The sequence below is a fragment of the Caloranaerobacter longqiensis genome (genome assembly GCF_050286925.1).
In the GTDB taxonomy this organism is placed as follows: Bacteria; Bacillota; Clostridia; order Tissierellales; family Thermohalobacteraceae; genus Caloranaerobacter.
In genome coordinates this window covers 1-17,505 of the sequence record NZ_JBFWFX010000011.1, presented here as the reverse complement: position 1 = coordinate 17,505, position 17,505 = coordinate 1, and the positions used below count along the sequence as shown (strand labels likewise).

Annotated in this window: 13 protein-coding genes; 10 read left to right on the top strand and 3 right to left on the bottom strand. The window is 27.4% G+C overall.

The features are described from left to right. Window positions 1-332 precede the first annotated feature (332 nt). The 4 genes from AB4Y15_RS09615 to AB4Y15_RS09600 all read left to right on the top strand — a co-directional run bounded on the left by AB4Y15_RS09615 (window position 333) and on the right by AB4Y15_RS09600 (window position 4,265). Window positions 333-1,997 carry a uridine kinase family protein gene (locus AB4Y15_RS09615; RefSeq protein WP_427340091.1) on the top strand — a complete coding sequence of 555 codons (1,665 nt, stop codon included), beginning with the start codon at window positions 333-335 and terminating at the stop codon, window positions 1,995-1,997. Window positions 1,998-2,065: 68 nt separating this feature from the next. Then, the gene (gene glsA / locus AB4Y15_RS09610) at window positions 2,066-2,983 is read left to right on the top strand and encodes a glutaminase A (RefSeq protein ID WP_427340089.1); all 918 of its coding nucleotides are present in this window, start codon (window positions 2,066-2,068) and stop codon (window positions 2,981-2,983) included. Between the two features lie 171 nt (window positions 2,984-3,154). Then, on the top strand, window positions 3,155-3,616 hold the full coding sequence (locus AB4Y15_RS09605; protein WP_427340087.1) for an NUDIX domain-containing protein: 462 nt from the start codon (window positions 3,155-3,157) through the stop codon (window positions 3,614-3,616). Between the two features lie 124 nt (window positions 3,617-3,740). After that, a complete protein-coding gene (locus AB4Y15_RS09600; protein ID WP_427340085.1) occupies window positions 3,741-4,265 on the top strand; it encodes a GerMN domain-containing protein in 525 nt (174 codons plus the stop codon). 102 nt (window positions 4,266-4,367) lie between these two features. Here AB4Y15_RS09600 and AB4Y15_RS09595 read toward each other — a convergent pair whose 3' ends face one another. The 3 genes from AB4Y15_RS09595 to AB4Y15_RS09585 all read right to left on the bottom strand — a co-directional run bounded on the left by AB4Y15_RS09595 (window position 4,368) and on the right by AB4Y15_RS09585 (window position 9,286). After that, a complete protein-coding gene (locus AB4Y15_RS09595) occupies window positions 4,368-6,410 on the bottom strand; it encodes a M28 family metallopeptidase (protein ID WP_427340083.1) in 2,043 nt (680 codons plus the stop codon). Between the two features lie 225 nt (window positions 6,411-6,635). After that, window positions 6,636-7,784, bottom strand: a complete 1,149-nt coding sequence (rodA, locus tag AB4Y15_RS09590; RefSeq protein WP_427340081.1) for a rod shape-determining protein RodA — start codon at window positions 7,782-7,784, stop codon at window positions 6,636-6,638. A 92-nt stretch (window positions 7,785-7,876) separates the two neighbouring features. Next, a complete protein-coding gene (locus tag AB4Y15_RS09585) occupies window positions 7,877-9,286 on the bottom strand; it encodes an aminotransferase class V-fold PLP-dependent enzyme (protein ID WP_427340079.1) in 1,410 nt (469 codons plus the stop codon). Between the two features lie 136 nt (window positions 9,287-9,422). Between AB4Y15_RS09585 and AB4Y15_RS09580 the strand changes: the two genes are divergently transcribed. From AB4Y15_RS09580 to AB4Y15_RS14135, 6 genes are all read left to right on the top strand, one after another. Then, window positions 9,423-10,232 carry a 5'-methylthioadenosine/S-adenosylhomocysteine nucleosidase family protein gene (locus AB4Y15_RS09580; protein ID WP_427340077.1) on the top strand — a complete coding sequence of 270 codons (810 nt, stop codon included), beginning with the start codon at window positions 9,423-9,425 and terminating at the stop codon, window positions 10,230-10,232. Beyond that, complete coding sequence (locus AB4Y15_RS09575) at window positions 10,183-11,199, top strand: SPL family radical SAM protein (RefSeq protein WP_427340075.1); 1,017 nt, start codon at window positions 10,183-10,185, stop codon at window positions 11,197-11,199. The genes AB4Y15_RS09580 and AB4Y15_RS09575 overlap by 50 nt, the downstream gene beginning before the upstream one ends. 11 nt (window positions 11,200-11,210) lie before the next feature. Next, window positions 11,211-12,035: a deoxyribonuclease IV gene (locus AB4Y15_RS09570; RefSeq protein ID WP_427340074.1), complete on the top strand. Its 825-nt coding sequence runs from the start codon at window positions 11,211-11,213 to the stop codon at window positions 12,033-12,035. A 233-nt stretch (window positions 12,036-12,268) separates the two neighbouring features. Next, window positions 12,269-13,012, top strand: coding sequence for a hypothetical protein (locus AB4Y15_RS09565; RefSeq protein ID WP_427340072.1), 744 nt, complete (start codon window positions 12,269-12,271; stop codon window positions 13,010-13,012). Window positions 13,013-13,145: 133 nt separating this feature from the next. Then, a complete protein-coding gene (locus tag AB4Y15_RS09560) occupies window positions 13,146-16,583 on the top strand; it encodes an RHS repeat domain-containing protein (RefSeq protein ID WP_427340070.1) in 3,438 nt (1,145 codons plus the stop codon). A 33-nt stretch (window positions 16,584-16,616) separates the two neighbouring features. Continuing rightward, on the top strand, window positions 16,617-17,505 hold an 889-nt coding region (locus tag AB4Y15_RS14135), incomplete at its 3' end, for an RHS repeat domain-containing protein (protein WP_489672024.1).

Genomic DNA, 17,505 nt, shown 5'->3' with positions numbered 1-17,505 from the left:
AATTAAAACATTGCTTGAGAAATAGTATAATAAAACATAAATAGCGAATATACTTTAAATTGGCGAAAAACAACAATGAGAGCAGAGCTTTGAAATAATTTGATGATAAGGTCTACACAAAGCAGAGTAAAATATAAAGCAAAAATTTAGGTTTAAATTAAAAAAGTAAATTTATTAAAAAAATTGAATTTTTTAAATAAAAATCTATGGTTATTACTATGCTACTCATAATATTATGTATAATATATAATAGTTGTAAAACCAATTAGTTGTATATTAGAATTATAAAGTTTTGCAACTAACTAATTTAAGTATTGCTAGGAGGTATTAAAATGGAAGAAAAGATTAAAGTTAAATTAAAAGGTATAGGTGAACTAACTTTCAATAAAGGTGTAAAGATTATTGATATAATAAAATCGATAAAAGTAGATGATGAAAAAAAGTATTTAGGTGCTATGGTTGAAAATGAGGTAAGACACCTAGAGTATCCTTTAGTAAGTGATTGTAATGTTGAGCTTTTAGATATCACTCATAAAGATGGATTGAGGATATACACAAGAACTCTTTCTTTCATTTATATAAAAGCTTGTAAAGATTTATTTGGAGATGCAACTGTAACTATAGAACATTCGTTGAGCAAAGGTCTTTATAGTGAAATACATAAGGATAATAATTTTACTTTAGATGATGTAAAAAAGATAAAAACTAGAATGCAAGAAATTATCAGTGAAGATATAAAAATAAAAAGAGAACAGGTTAGTACTGATAGAGCAATACAAATTTTCACAAATCAGAAAATGTTTGATAAGGTGAATTTAATAAAAAATTTAGATAAAGATAAAATGCATTTATACAGTTTAGAAGGCTATTATGATTCTTTTTATGGTCATCTAGCACCTTCAACTGGATATATCAAAAGTTTTGATTTAGTATATTATCCCCCTGGAATAATAATAATGTTTCCAAGAAAAGAAAGTAATTTTAAAATTCCTAAGTTTGAGCAGCAGAATAAACTAGCTAAAGTTTTCAAAGAAGCAGAAACATGGGGAGATATTTTAGATATAGGATATGTTAGTAATTTAAATGAAAGGATATTAAATGGTACAATAAAAGACATAATTTTAATATCTGAAGCATTACATGAGAAAAAAATTGCATATATAGCAGATAAGATAGCCGAAGATGAAGATAAAAGAATAATATTAATAGCTGGACCATCTTCGTCTGGTAAGACTACTTTTGCACAAAGATTATCGATTCAATTACAGACTAGTGGGAAAAAACCCGTTTCTATATCATTGGATGATTATTTTGTCGATAGAGAGAAGACTCCTAAAGATGAAAATGGAGAATATGATTTTGAATCGATTGAAGCAATAGATATTGAAAAATTTAATGAAGATTTATTAAGGCTTATTGCTGGTGAAGAAGTACATTTGCCAACATATAATTTTATTAAAGGGGTAAGAGAATACAGGGGGAGGATTCTAAAAATAGAAAAGGACCAACCAATAATAATAGAAGGAATTCATGGTCTTAATGATAGATTGACTTCGGCTATACCTAAAAATAATAAGTTTAAGATTTATGTAAGTGCATTGACTCAGCTTAATATTGATTCACATAATAGAATACCGACTACTGATTTAAGGCTTATAAGAAGAATTGTAAGAGATAGTAAATATAGAGGTAATGATGCTAAAAGGACTTTACAATTATGGGCTTCTGTTAGAAGAGGAGAAGAAAGAAACATATTCCCATTTCAAGAACAGGCAGATGTTATGTTTAATTCAGCTCTAGTATATGAATTATCAGTATTAAAGAAATATGCGATACCTTTATTGAAAAAAATTGGTAGGGATGTACCATATTATGCAGAAGCTAAGAGATTATTAAAATTCTTAAGTTATTTTAAAGATATAGATGATGAATCCATAATTCCAAATACTTCCATATTAAGGGAGTTTATTGGAGGTAGTTGTTTTAGAGAGGAATAGTCCTATTGACTATTCCTCTTATTTGTACTATTTTTATATATGTATAATAAAGATAGGAGATGAGATGATTGAACGAGTTATTAAATAGGATAATAGAAAATAATAGAAAGATAACTAGTAAAGGAAAGGTAGCTACATATATACCTGCATTAAGTAAAGCAAATCCGAAGCATTTAGGAATTTGTGTAGCTGATATGCAAGGTAATATTTATACAGCAGGTGAATATAATGTTAAATTTACATTACAAAGCATTTCGAAAACGATTTCCTTGATGTTGGCTATAATGGATAACGGAGAGGAAGAAGTATTCAAAAAAGTTGGAATGGAACCTACAGGAGATGCATTTAATTCAATAGTAAAACTAGAAACGATAAATCCGTCAAAGCCATTAAATCCGATGATTAATGCAGGAGCAATTGCAGTAGCATCTCTAATAAAGGGAAAAGATGGAGAGGAAAAATTTCAAAGGCTACTTAACCTTTTTAAAAAAATAACTGGTAATGATGATTTAAAAGTTAACGAAGAAGTATATTTATCTGAAAAAAGAACGGGTGATAGAAATAGATCTATGGCTTATTTTATGAGAGATGTTGGAATATTAGAAGGGGATGTAGAGGAAATTCTTGATGTATATTTCAAACAGTGTTCAATAGAAGTAGATTGTGTCGATATAGCTAAAATAGGACTTTTTTTAGCTAATAAAGGAAGAGTGCCACATACATCTGAAAAGATAGTTTCCGAGCATATAGCTAGAATAGTCAAGACATTTATGGTTACTTGCGGAATGTATAATGCATCAGGTGAGTTTGCGATAAAAGTTGGGATACCAGCTAAAAGTGGTGTTGGTGGAGGAATTATGGCTGCAGTACCTCATAAAATGGGTATTGGTGTATATGGACCAGCATTAGATGAGAAAGGTAATTCTATAGGGGGTTATGAAGTATTAAAAGAATTGTCTAGAGAGTTGAATTTAAGTATTTTTTAGAAAGATTTCCTGATTAAGCAGGAAATCTTTTTAAGATGACGAAATTATTAGAAGAATCGGAATATACAGAAAAATTTTGCTTAAAATAGATATGTAAACTTATGTACTTTTATGAAGTATCTTTCATAAATTAATTCTATAAAGATAATTTAAAGATAGTAGGTGATGAATTTGGAAAAATTTTATGAAATTAAAGGACGTAATGGAGATATTAAAATCTTTTTATCAGAGGAAGCAAAAAATAATTTAGAAGATTCGAATGGAGTTTTAGTAGTACTATTTTATAATGAGAATTTAGTTATGACTTATCATCCTAAGAGGAGAGGATGGGAATTTCCTGCTGGTACAAGAGAAGAAGGTGAAACTGTATTAGAGTGTGCTATTAGAGAGACTTATGAAGCAACTGGAGCAGAATTGTTAGAAATACAATCTATTGGGTACTATACAGTACAGAAAGAAGATGAAATATTAAAATATGCTATATTTATAGGAGAAGTTGAGAAATTTAATCCTAAACCAAGATGGAGTGAAACGGATTTAGTAAAATTATTTGATAAATTGCCAGAAAACATATCTTATGATGATGATGTATACAGCATAATAATAGATTACATTAAAAATTATAAAGAATAATAAGGCTACTGGCTCAAATGAGCTAGTAGTTTTTTGTATGTCTAGTACCTAAAATATTAACATAAACTAAATAAAAAAGTGGTATAATTAAATAAAAAGTTAACTTGTGATTGGAGGGTATAATATGGTAAGGAAACTCTCAGTTTTTATACTGGTTATTTTAATTATATTTAATCTAGTAGCTTGTAGTCAGTTCAAAAATAATATAGATGATAATAAAGATATTGAAAAAATAAAAGCGGAGAAAGATGTAATATTATATTTTGCTGATGATAAGCTAACGAGTTTAGTAGCAGAGAAGATAAAGGTACAAATAGATGAAAAACCATTAGAAGAGATTATTTTAGATAGACTTAAACAAGGTCCTAAAAATGAAAAACTTAGAAGAACAATAGCTCCACATATACAGATACTAGGAGTAGAAGTTGTTAATAATACAGCTAAAGTTAATATTTCTAGTAGTGGATTGCATGGTGGTTCAACAGAAGAAATATTTTTTATTGCATCTATTGTAAAGTCATTGACAGAATTAGATTATATAGATAAAGTTCAGTTTTTAGTAGACGGTAAAAAAGTAGAAAGTTTGATGGGACATATTTATATTAAAGAACCTTTTACAAGAGAATCAGTTGAGAATATTATAAGTTAATAGATTTACATGGTTTGAAGAAAGCTGCTTTTAAATTTTGGTAGCGATAATTATAAAGTGTATGCCATTGTTTGGCATACACTTTATCAGTACAATAAAATTTTATTCAAATATGTCATCTATAAGTTTATTAAAGTTGATATTTCTTATAAATTCGATAGTTTTGTCTTTAGAATTATTAAACCAATCTAATTTATGTATTTTTTTATTTTTATTTCCGATTTTTGCTTCTTCTATTTCGTATTTATTAATTGAGATTCTGTAAAATATGTTATTTTTTCCGATAATATTAACAACTTCGGATATATATTTTTTATTTTCATTATGCTTTGTAAATACAATCCAGTAAGATTGATTATTGTTTGAAACTTTTTCTATTGATAAATAGGATTGATTATTGTTTGAATCTTTTTCTATTCCATTATCTAGAACAACATACATTTCATTAATTATATTATCAAAGGATTTATTATTAAAATCAGATATATCATCAAGTTTAAATATATCGATTTCGAGTATTTTATTACTATCATTTTTAGTTGAATATTTAATATTAATATCGTTTATATAAGAAATAGAAAAATTATCATATGTATATATCTTATCAAATTCATCTATACGAGTTTCTGGCTTTTTAAAGCATTTGACAGTTATTTCTTTTAATTCATAATTTTCTATGTTTTCTGGTATATAAATATTATTAAATATCTTTTTTAGCTCTTCTAGAGAATTATATGTTTTACTTAGTCTTGTTATGTATACAGGAACGCCATCATCTAATATATGTTTGTATTGATTTAATTCTAAATCTTTACTTTCTGCTTCTATCATTTTTTCATATTCTGAAGTCTCTACTTCGTCAATATATTTAGCATTTGAATCATTGTCTATATTTACTATTTCATTATAATTTACACCATCATTTTTTATTAAGAATTCGAATATATCACTATTAAATTTTTCAATCAGATTTATATCCAAATTGTTCATTACATCGAGTTTTGAATGAATAATGTCTGAAGGTTGTCCAATAGTTACAGAAGGTATGTTATAATATATAAAACTTTCATGATCAGAACTATAACCGTCATCGAAAGAAATATTGTAGCCTTTACTTTTAAGATAATTATATAGATCATTATCTAATGTTTTTTTACTGTTAAAATTTAATCTATTAATAATAAAAGGTTTATCTTTAACGCCAATACAATCAAAGTTAATATTTGCTATGTTTTTGTATCTATCTTTAATGAATGCAGCAAAGGCTTTACTTCCCTGTCTGCCAGAATCTTCACCATTAAAGGCACATATTATTATATCTTGTTTTAATTCATTATTTTTTGAATATTCTTTTAGTTTTTTTGCTAAATCTAATAATATTGATATACCTGAACTATTATCTAATGCACCAGAGTATATTGTATTTCCGATTTTACCTATATGGTCAAAATGAGCTGATAAAATAATAGCACTGCTGTTATCTTTACCGGAAATTTTTGCTACAATGTTATTTGTTTTGATTTTTTCTGTATCTAGTTTATAGCTGAATTTTATATTGCATTTATTATTAATTAAATTATTATATAAATTTTCACTGATTTGAATGATAGGGGTTTTGACATTATTTATTGCGATATAATGATGAAAATTGTTTGTTTTTATTAAAATTCCTTTAGCTTTTCTATATTGGGGTTTTATATTGTTGTCGACTAATAAAAAGGAATTTTCATCTAATTCCTTACTTACTTTAGCACTTATGTCTATTTCTTTTGTATACGAAATAGGTAAAAAATCTTTACCTATAGTACATTCTTTGGTAGCTCCATTTTCGTATTCTATGGTCATTTTTATATTTTGATTATCAAAGTTAACAAAACTATGATCATACGGAAATAAATAACTATCATCTTCAAGAAATTCCAAAGGTTCTAATTCTAATACTTTGAAATATTCAGAGATAAATTTTTCAGCTTTTTTATTTCCTTCTGTTCCTGTTAGCCTACCTTCTAGTTCTCTGTCAGTCAAAAAAATAATTATGTCTTTTGTAGTATAGTTTATTGAATATTTATTTGTGTTTAATTTAAAAACTATGCCGATTACTAGAATTACAGCTAGTATTAAAAAAGTTTTTTTCAGATTTTTCATTATAAATCCTCCTCCTTGTAAGATATAAATTAATATAAATTGAATTTTTAATAAATCATCTCTCTCTCCTTTAAATCTTTTTTAATATAAATTCAACATTTTGTCAATAAAACTATGATTTAGTTAATAAAGAAAATATAAGTATTGGCATATACAAAAGGAACCTTTTACAAGAGAATCAGTTGAGAATATTGTAATTAAAAAAAGGGATGCATAAAGCATCCCTTAAAAATTAAGCTTGTCTTTTCTCATTCCGATACTAAGAACTAGTCCAATACTTATTAAATTTGCTAATAGGAAAGTACCCCCATAACTAATGAATGGTAATGGTATACCTGTTACAGGCATCAATCCCATTGTCATTCCTATGTTTTCTATAATATGAAAAGAAATCATTGAAGCTATTCCTATAACTATTAAAGAACCCATAAGGTCTTTAGAGTTTTTTGCTATTATTATAAGTCTATATAACATAATAAAATATAGTAAAAGTAGAACAAGCCCTCCTATTAATCCTAATTCTTCACCAATAACAGCAAATATAAAATCTGTATGTTTTTCAGGCAGAAATCCATACTGTGTTTGAACACCATGAAAAAGGCCTCTGCCAAGAATTTTACCAGAACCGATTGCTATTTTTGATTGTATAACCTGATAACCTGCTCCCATTGCATCAAGACTAGGATCTAGAAAAACTCTAATACGGTCTTTTTGATAATCTTTTAATAAAAATAACCATAAAACAGGTAAACTGAGTAGCCCAGCACTAACGGCATATAAAATATATTTAATGTTGAGTCCTGCTATAAATAACATAATGAAAATGAAAAACATAAAAACGGTAGCTGTCCCAAAGTCAGGCTGCATAAGAATTAATGCAACTGGTGCTAGAGAAAACATTAAAATTTTTAATAATGTAAAAGGTTCATTAATTTTTTCTTTATTATTATCTATAAATTTTGCTACTGATATTATTATTCCTATTTTAACAATTTCTGAAGGTTGAAAACTAAAACCTCCAATAGATAACCAGCTTCTAGCACCCCAAGTTTCTTCACCAGTTCCAAACAGTAAAACTGCTATTAATAAAAGGTTACAGAATCCATATATTAAAAGATATAATCTACCAAATGTTTCATAATTAAATAATGTTAATATAAATATAGCTATTAAACCTAATATAAATGAAGTGATTTGAGTTTTAAGAAAAGGGTTTTTAATAAGTTGCTTTAAGAAATCAATACCTAATTGTATATCACTTCCTTTAGTTTTAGAAGTTGCACTTGCAATCACTATGAAACCATATATACATAATAGAACTATTGTTATAAATAATATATAATCAAACTTTTTCCAAAGTTTCCTTTCTAACATATTTTAGCTTTTCCTTTCTCTTAAGTTATTTTAAGATATTTAAATTATATCATATAATTTAATGTTATATTAAGTAATTCTAATTTTTCATATTACAAATTAAAGTCATTAAACATATTTTCTGGAAGAATACTAGGTTGATATTCATTAATTTTTTTATTATATATATACTCTTTTATAATACTATTTTTATTACTAATAATATACTCTAATTTTTCAACAAAACTATTTATTTCTTCCAAATTATTATACATTCCGAAACTTACTCTAACTAAGCCAGGTGTATTTTTTAAATTACCCATTAGCAACTCTTTTTGAAGCTTTGCTATTTCTTCTTGACTAAGTCCTAGAAGATAATGAATATATGGATGAGCACAGAAACAACCATGTCTAACTCCTATTCCACCTTCATAAGATAGCAATGAAGCCAATAAATTGTGAGGTATGTTTGATACATTAAAAGTAACTACTCCAACCATGTCTTCAGACTGTTTATAAACAGAGTAAATTTTTATATTAGGAAGAGTTTTAAGTTTATCTAGTAAATAGGTTGTTAGTATTTTTTCATGTTCTTTTATATTTTCCATGCCTATTTCTTTTAATATTTTGATTATTTGTATAAGTGCAACAACACCGACAACATTAGGAGTACCTGCTTCTTCTTTATCGGGTAAGTTTGCCCAATACTGATTATATTTTGTTACGCTTATAATTGTACCTCCTCCTACGTATTCAGGTGTACCTTTTTTAAATATTTTTTTAGGACCAATTAAAACTCCTGTGCCAAATGGTGCATACATTTTATGAGCCGAAAAAGCTAGAAAATCAATATAATCATCATCTTTACATCCTTTCATATTGATTTTTCTATGAGGAATAAGTTGAGCAGCGTCTACAAGTATCATAGCTCCATATTTGTGGCTAAGTGAAGCGATATAATGAATATCATTTACATAGCCTGTTACATTTGAAGCTCCTGTAACGGTAACTAGTTTTACTTTACCTTTATAAGTTTTTAATTTTATCTCTAGGTCATCTAAGTCAAGTCTACCATCTTTAAGCAGATTTACATGTATCGTCTTAGCTTTATTTCTCCAAGGCAAATCATTAGAATGATGCTCCATTAGAGTAGTAATTACTATGTCTTCTTTAGAAAGAGCTAATCTATATGAGAGCTTGTTTATAGCTTCTGTTGTATTTTTAACAAAAATAGATACGTTTTTATTTTTATCACAATTTACGAAATCTAAAACTATTTCATGTGCTTTGTCATAAATTTCAGTTGATATTTTAGATTTATATCCAGTTCCTCTATGAATACTTGAATACCATAGTAGAAATTCGTTTATTTTATCTTGAACTGGCTTAATAGTTGGAGTACTTGCGGCATTGTCAAAATTGATATATCTAACCTTTTTACCATTCCTTAAGATTACTCTTTTATCTAAACCTACAACATATTTACGAATATTTGATATAGAATATGTTTTGCTTTGAAACATAAAGGTCCCCCTTCCCAAAAAAGAGAATTTTATAATATATAAGCTATATTATTCATTTTATGAAGATTTAGTTTGATTGACACTTAAGGTTTTATGCTATAATGCTGTATATAATACTTAATTTAGGGTGATAGTTATGTTATATTTTATTTGTGCTTTTTATAATGAAGCAAAACCAATAATAAATTTTTACAAATTAAAAAGAGTTAATGAAAATAAGTTTTTTCAAGTATTTGAAAGTGAAGATATAAAGTTAATTGTATCTGGTATAGGTAAAATAAATTCTGCAATAGCTTTAGCACATATTGTTTCTAAATATGGTATTTCTGATGAAGATATTGTTATAAATATAGGTATTTGCGGAAGCAGAAATAGAGAGATTGGAGAGGTAGTACTTGTCAATAAAATTCATGATGTTGAAACAGGAAAAGATTATTATCCAGATATATTGATTAATCATCAATTTGAAGAAGGGACTTTAGAGACTTTTTCAAAGCCAGTGGTTGATTTTGATGTAAAAGATATATGTGATATGGAAGGAAGTGGTTTTTTTAAGGCTTCATCAAAATTTTTCTCTCCTCACCAAATTCAGCTTATAAAAATCGTTTCTGACAATTTAGATGGTGTAAGGCTAACAGGCGAATTTGTTGAGAATTTGATAGAAAAAAATATTTTAACGATAGATGATTATATAAATAAAATGAAAAAAAGTTTCATAAAAAAGGATTTGCTTAATGATTGGGATAAAAAAATGATAGATCAAATAAGTTTAATACTCAATTTAACAGAAAATCAAAAAATTCAGTTTAATAAGGCTTATATTGGATATAAGATAAGGGAAAGCAAAAGCCCAGAATTTATAAAAAATATACTTAATGTAAGGGTGCAAGATAAAAATGAAAGTAAAAGGGAGTTCAAGAAACTTATCAACAAACTTTATGAATAGTTTTTCACACATATATGTAGAAAAAGAAGTTTTAAATCATCATATAACATTAGAAATATTAAGTAAATTTCCAAACAGCAAGATAGTAGAAATAAAAAACTACAAAGATGTTTTCAATAGACCAAGACAAAACTTTATAATTCAAAAAAAGTCTCCAAAATTGATATTGGCTAAAAAAACAGGCAACTATTTATATGAAGGTTCACCTATCTGTGAAGATTTTGGAGAAACTTCATTTTATTATTCTTCAAATATATTTAATTGTATTTATGATTGTGAATATTGCTACTTAAGAGGTTTATATTCATCTTCTAATATTGTAATCTTTGTTAATATAGAAGATTTTTTTGAAGAGATTATTAAAACGACTAAAGACAGAAGAGCTTATATATGTATTTCATATGATTCAGACATATTGGCTTTTGAAAATATAACTGGTTTTGTTAGAAAGTGGATTGAATTTGCAAATAGGAATAAGAATTTGCTTATAGAGATAAGAACTAAAAGCAGTAATTTTAGAAGTATCAAAGATTTAGAAATACCATCAAATATTATATTTGCATGGACTCTATCGCCTCAAGAAATAATTGATAATTTTGAACACAAGACGCCTAGTCTTACTGCAAGGTTAAATGATATAAAGGTAGCTATTTCAAAAGGATTAAAAGTAAGGATATCTCTTGAGCCTATTATGAAAGTTAAAGGGTTTGAATCAGTATATGGTGAATTTATAGATGAAGTATTTACAGAAATACCATCAAATACTGTAAGAGATGTTAATATTGGGGTATTTAGAATGAGTGAAGAACATATAAAAAGACTAAGGAGGTTAGATAAATATTCCAAAGTGTTCGGATATGATTTTAAGAAGGAAAATGGAGTTGTAAGCTATTTTGATGAAGAATATTTAAAAAGTTTTGTAAAAGAAAGATTAGTTAACTACATTGATGAAAAGAAAATATATTAGAGGTGATAATAATGTTTTTAGGATGTCATTTGACGATTTCTAAAGGTTATTCAAACGCTGCAGAAGTTGCAATTAGTATAGGGGCTAATACTTTTCAGTTTTTTACAAGAAATCCTAGAGGAGCAAAAGCAAAAACTTTAGATATGGAGGATATAAAGAAATTTGAAAAAATATTAAATGAATATAAATTCGGGCCATTAGTAGCTCATGCTCCATATATACTTAATCTTGCTTCTCATAAAGAAGATACTTGGAATTTAGCAAAAAGAGTAATTAAAGAGGATTTAGAAAGATTAGAAAATATTCCGTGTCCATATTTTACATTTCATCCAGGGAATCATCTTGGTAAGGGTATAGACTATGGAATAGATAGAATCGCTCAAGGACTCAATGAGATAATTACAGGTAATGAAAATACTATGATTTTATTGGAGACAATGTCTGGGAAAGGTACAGAGGTAGGATATACATTTGAGCAATTGAAAAGTATAATTGATAAAGTGAAATATTCTGAACTGATAGGGGTTTGTCTAGATACTTGTCATATATATTCAGCAGGGTATGATATAGTTAATGAACTAGATAATGTTTTAGAAGAGTTTGATAAAATTATAGGCATTGATAGATTAAAAGCTATACACTTAAATGATAGTATGAAAGAGTTTGGTAGTAAGAAAGACAGACATGAAAAAATAGGGAAAGGGACTATAGGACTTGAAGCCATTTTAAATGTATTAAACCATCCTCAACTCAAAGATTTACCATTTATTTTAGAAACTCCTAATGAGCTTGAGGGATATAGAGATGAAATAAGATTATTAAATAAATATAGTTAGTTAAATTAATCCTCGGGTTACTTACCCGGGGATTTTGAATATATTAATCTTGATTTTTGTACCATTTGAATATGTTTAAAAATTTGTATTAAAAAGTAAAATGGTTTCGGAATAAAAATATAATATTACCATTGAAAACCTTGTAAAATCATCCTATTATATACAAACATAATATTCAAAAAATTATAAAAATAAAAACAATTTATTAAAAATTAGGTTAAGGGGGGGATAACTTGAAAATAAAAGGAATTAACAAAAAGATAATATCTTTTGTTTTACAGCTAAGTATAAGCTTTATGTATCTATTTACACCGATAGTAGTGCAAGCAAGTATATTAACTCCAAATTGTACTCAAGAGTTATTAAATGTAGTAGCGATAGAAGAAAACATAAATAAAGGGAATGAACAAATGATAACAGAAGATGAACATAAGACAAAGACAGTTGTTTATCAAGATAAAGAGCGATACAATCAGTTCCTAATAGTAATAAGAATATTGTCTAACAAAACCAAATATAGTGAATTAACAACAGAAGAAAAGGAACAAATTTTTAAAGCATACAGTGATGCAGATGAAGAAATTTTACAAAAATGTAAAACAAAAGGATATTCGTTAATAGAATCTATTGGTATAGCTTTAAGAGTAAAAGAATATGAACTATCTATCGAAGAAATAGAAAGTCTATTATCAAGTATAAAAGATAAAATAAAAATAGATAAAGAGCTTAGTAAATTGAAACAATTTAAACAAAGAATAAAACTTACATCAAAAGAAATAACAAAAATAGTAGATTTATTAATAAAAGGATACAGCATGAATGACATTGAGCCAGCATTTATAGTATCATCAGCACTAGGATTAGAAATAGAAAAAGTAATAATCAAAAATGAAAAACTTAATAAAAAAGAAATAATAGAAACTATTTCAGAAAAAAATACAGAAGATAAATTTAAAACATATAACAGACATTCTTGATAAATATAAAGTTAATATAAAAGAAGTTTTAAAATATGCAAAACAAAATGACATTCAAATCCAAGAAATAAAGAAAAGAATATTTGATTATCAAACTAAAAGAAATAAAAACAATTCAAATGAAATCACCATAATGGCAGAAGGAACGACAGAAGAACCAGTAGTAGAAGAAGTAGATTATCAAAAATATTTTAATGCACCATATAATATAAAAGAGGACAGCAGAGAGCATATTACACCAAACAACGGGAACTTAGAATATGAAAATAATATACTAAGTCTACCAGGAAGAAATGGACTCAACTTAAACATAATAATAAGATACAAAGCACAGGATGGAGAATTATATGAACCTGACTATGATATTGATGTAGATTATGATTATAAAGTAAAAAAATATGAGACACAATACTGGAGCAACTGGATAGGGACAGAAATATACAAACCAAAAAAATTAATAAGTTCGCAAAATTGTGAGACATATACTAGAGCCAAAAATTCTGCTAAAGCTTGGGCAAATAGTAGTTATATAGAACAAGACCATTGGGAAGACGGTACAGATTTAATAGTTGTTCGAGAAGCAGAGATAATTAAATATTTAGATTACAGAAGAGAAACTAACATTATTAACAAAAACACTTACACAGAACTACGCAACAACCTAGGTTTAGGCTGGTCACTAGGATTTTCATCCATAAAAATAGATGGAAGTAATAAATACCTACACTTAGGAAATGGACAAGTATATAAAATTAAAATCACACCAACCATAGGAGATTCTAATCTAGATAAATACACACTAAAAGATATGAGGATAGAGAACATAATAGGGAACTATACAAACGGACAAGAAACATCCTACTATGAACTAATCTACAAAAATGGGACAAAAGAATACTTTGCAAAAGACGGAAGACTTTTAGGAATAAAAGACAGATACGGGAACGAGATAAAATTCAACCATATAATAATAAATGGACATCCAGTAATAAATAAAATCACAGACACACTAGGGAGAATAACAACTATCACATATAATAATACAGCTACAGGAAAAGAAGTAATAATAACAGCACCAAACAAAACAAAGACCATACTAGCACTGAAACCAACTTCAGTAGATTCCAGTAAGTATGTATTAACAAAAATAATAGACCCCAAAAACAGACAAACACAATTTAGCTATAAATATCAAAATGGAAGATTTACCTTCTTTGATAAAAACTTTACAAGCTCACCAACAGCAAAAACAAATATATTTGCAACATTAGAAACAATAATATATCCAACAGGAGCAAAAACAAAATACACATATGAAAAAGCAATAGCAAACCTAGGGAGCAGAGGAATAAAAGAATACTACAGAATAAAAACAAGAGAAGATATAGAAGACGGAGTATCATATAACAAAGAAACCTATAGCTACAGCAGTAACGACTACAGTGGATACCCACAATACAAAGACCCAAGCTCATTGCCAAGCACATTCACATACACAACAACAATAACAGATACAAATAACACAAAAACAATATACACATTCAACAACAAAAATCTTAATACAAAAATACAAATAAAACAAAACGGAACAACCCTACTAAGACAAATAACAAAAGAATATGATAAAAACAAACTACCGATCAGAAAAATCACAATAGCCTACACACCATCAACAGGAGCAAGTGCATCAAAAGCAGTAACATATAAATACAATGACTATAAAGATTTACTAGAGTACACAGATGAATTAGGGCATAAAACAACCTATACCTATGACAGTAAATATCATATTCTAACAAGTGAATCAAAATATATGAATGCAAGCACCATACAAAAAACAGAATATGGAGTAAATCAAACAACAGGAAACATAGATTGGAAGAAACAAAGACATATAGTAAATGGCACAGACAAATCAATAATAACATACTACACCTATGATACTTATGGGAACATAAAAACAAAAAAACTAAAAAAACAAGACGGAACATATATACAAGAAAACTACGAATATAGTACAACCTACAAAAATGCTTACTTAACAAGAAAATATATAACAGTAAAAAACTACAATGGAGAATCAGAAATAATAGAAGAGAAATACACCTATGATTTTAACACAGGAAAAATAAAAACATACACAGATGGAAATGGCAACACAACCACATACACCTATGATAGTTTAAAAAGATTAACAAAAATAACAAACCCAGACAGAACATATAAAACTCTAGAATATGATGATACAAACAACATAGTCACATTAACAGATGAGAAAGGACACAAAAAAAGAAAAATCTATGATAGATTAGGAAGACTAAAAAAAGAACAAGAAATAAAAAATGGAGCATGGATAACATTAAAAGAAAACCACTATAACGCACTAAGTCAAATAGATTGGATAAAAGATGCAAAAGGGAACATAACAAGATATGAATATGATGCGCTAGGGAGAAATATAAAAATAGTAAATCCAGACAATACCTACAAAAAGACAGAATATTACGATGCATGGACATATAGCAGTGAAACAAATTGCATAAAAGAAATAGATGAAGAAGGAAATAGTATATATTACTATTATGACAAAGCAGGAAATCTAAGAATAAAAAATAACGGAAAATACTCATATAACTACTATGACTATGTAGGAAATCTAATAAAAACAAAAGATGAAAACGGAAACAGCACATACTACTACTATGATGACTTAAATAGACTAATAGAAGTAAAAAATGCCCTAGGAGAATCAACAAAATATCAATACGATAACCAAGGGAATCTAACAAAACAAACAACCCCGAAGGGGAACACTACCGAAAGATACTATGACGAATTAGGGAGACTAATAAAAGAAACAGACCCACTAGGAAAAAGTATATATATAAAATACGATAAAGTAGGGAATATAAAAGAAAAGATAGACAAAAAAGGTCAAGTAGAAATATTAACATATGATAAAAGAAACAGATTAATAAAGAGACAAAAAGGCACAATAAGCATTTCCTACACATATGACAATGTAGGAAGAGTACTAACAATGACAGACCAAACAGGGAAAACCCAATACCAATACTATGAAAATGGATTACTAAAAAAAGAAATAAAGCCAGATGGAAGATATATCTATTACGAATATGACAATAATGGTAATAGAACAAAAATGATAGATTACTTTGGCAAATATACCTATTATACTTATGACAGTTTAAACAGACTAAAAACAGTAACAGTAGACGGTCAAACAACAACCTATGATTATTATCCAGACAGCTCAATAAAATCCATAATCTATCCAGGAAGAAGTAAACAAGAATACTACTATGACAGTAGGAATAATCTAACAAAACTAATAAGTAGAAAACCAGGAGGCAAAATAATAAATCAATACAGCTATACCTATGATGCAGTAGGAAATCAGCTAACGAAAACAGAAAATAATAAAACAACATATTATACCTATGACAAATTAGACAGAATAAAAACAGTAAAAGAACCAGATAGAACAACTATAACCTACTCATACGACAAAGATGGAAATATATCAAAAAAGAATATACATGGCTTATAACAAACTAAATTAGGTGCAACTACACTATATTATATAAATAAGACAATAACTTATAATTATAATAAAAACACTCAACTTATCACCTCAATAGAAGAAGTCAAAATTAAAGACAAGATTTATAAATATCCTATAGATCCTCCAATAGAATATTCTAAGTTACCAAGTGAAATTACAACAGAAACTTATAAAGGGAATAAATACAAAGACTTATCTTATACAGGAGGTTCATATATACAACGTGACTATATAAAGACATTAACCTTTAAGTATGATACCAATGGAAATCTGATTGAAAAACAAGATAAAGATATATATAGTACATTTTTAGTAACAGAATCAGGGGCAGCGAGAAAAAAAATAATTTATTCGAACACAAATAAATCTGAATACAAATACGATGAATTGAATAGGCTTATAAAAGCAAATACAGGAACAACAACCACCTATAAATATGACGGTAGTAATCTAAGAGTAGAAAAAATATCAGGGTTAAAAACAACAAAATACTACTACGACGGACAAAACATAATAAACGAAACAAAAAACAACCAATTCAGTGCAAGAAACATAAGAGGAATAAACCTAATAGCCAGGGAGGATAAACAGGGAACAAAAGCGTATTATATATACAATGGGCATCAAGATGTAGTAAACCTAATATTACCGAATGGAGAAATAATAAACACATACGAGTATGATATATATGGAAAAGAAAAGAAAGCAGAAGAAGAAGAAGAAGCTATAACTAACCCGTATAGATATGCAGGGCAATACTACGACAAAGAAACAGGGCTATATTACCTAAAGTCAAGATATTATGACCCATATATAGCAAGATTTATCACAGAAGATACCTACAAAGGAGACATAAAAAACCCCCTTAGCCTAAACCTATACACTTACTGCAAAGGTAATCCAATTA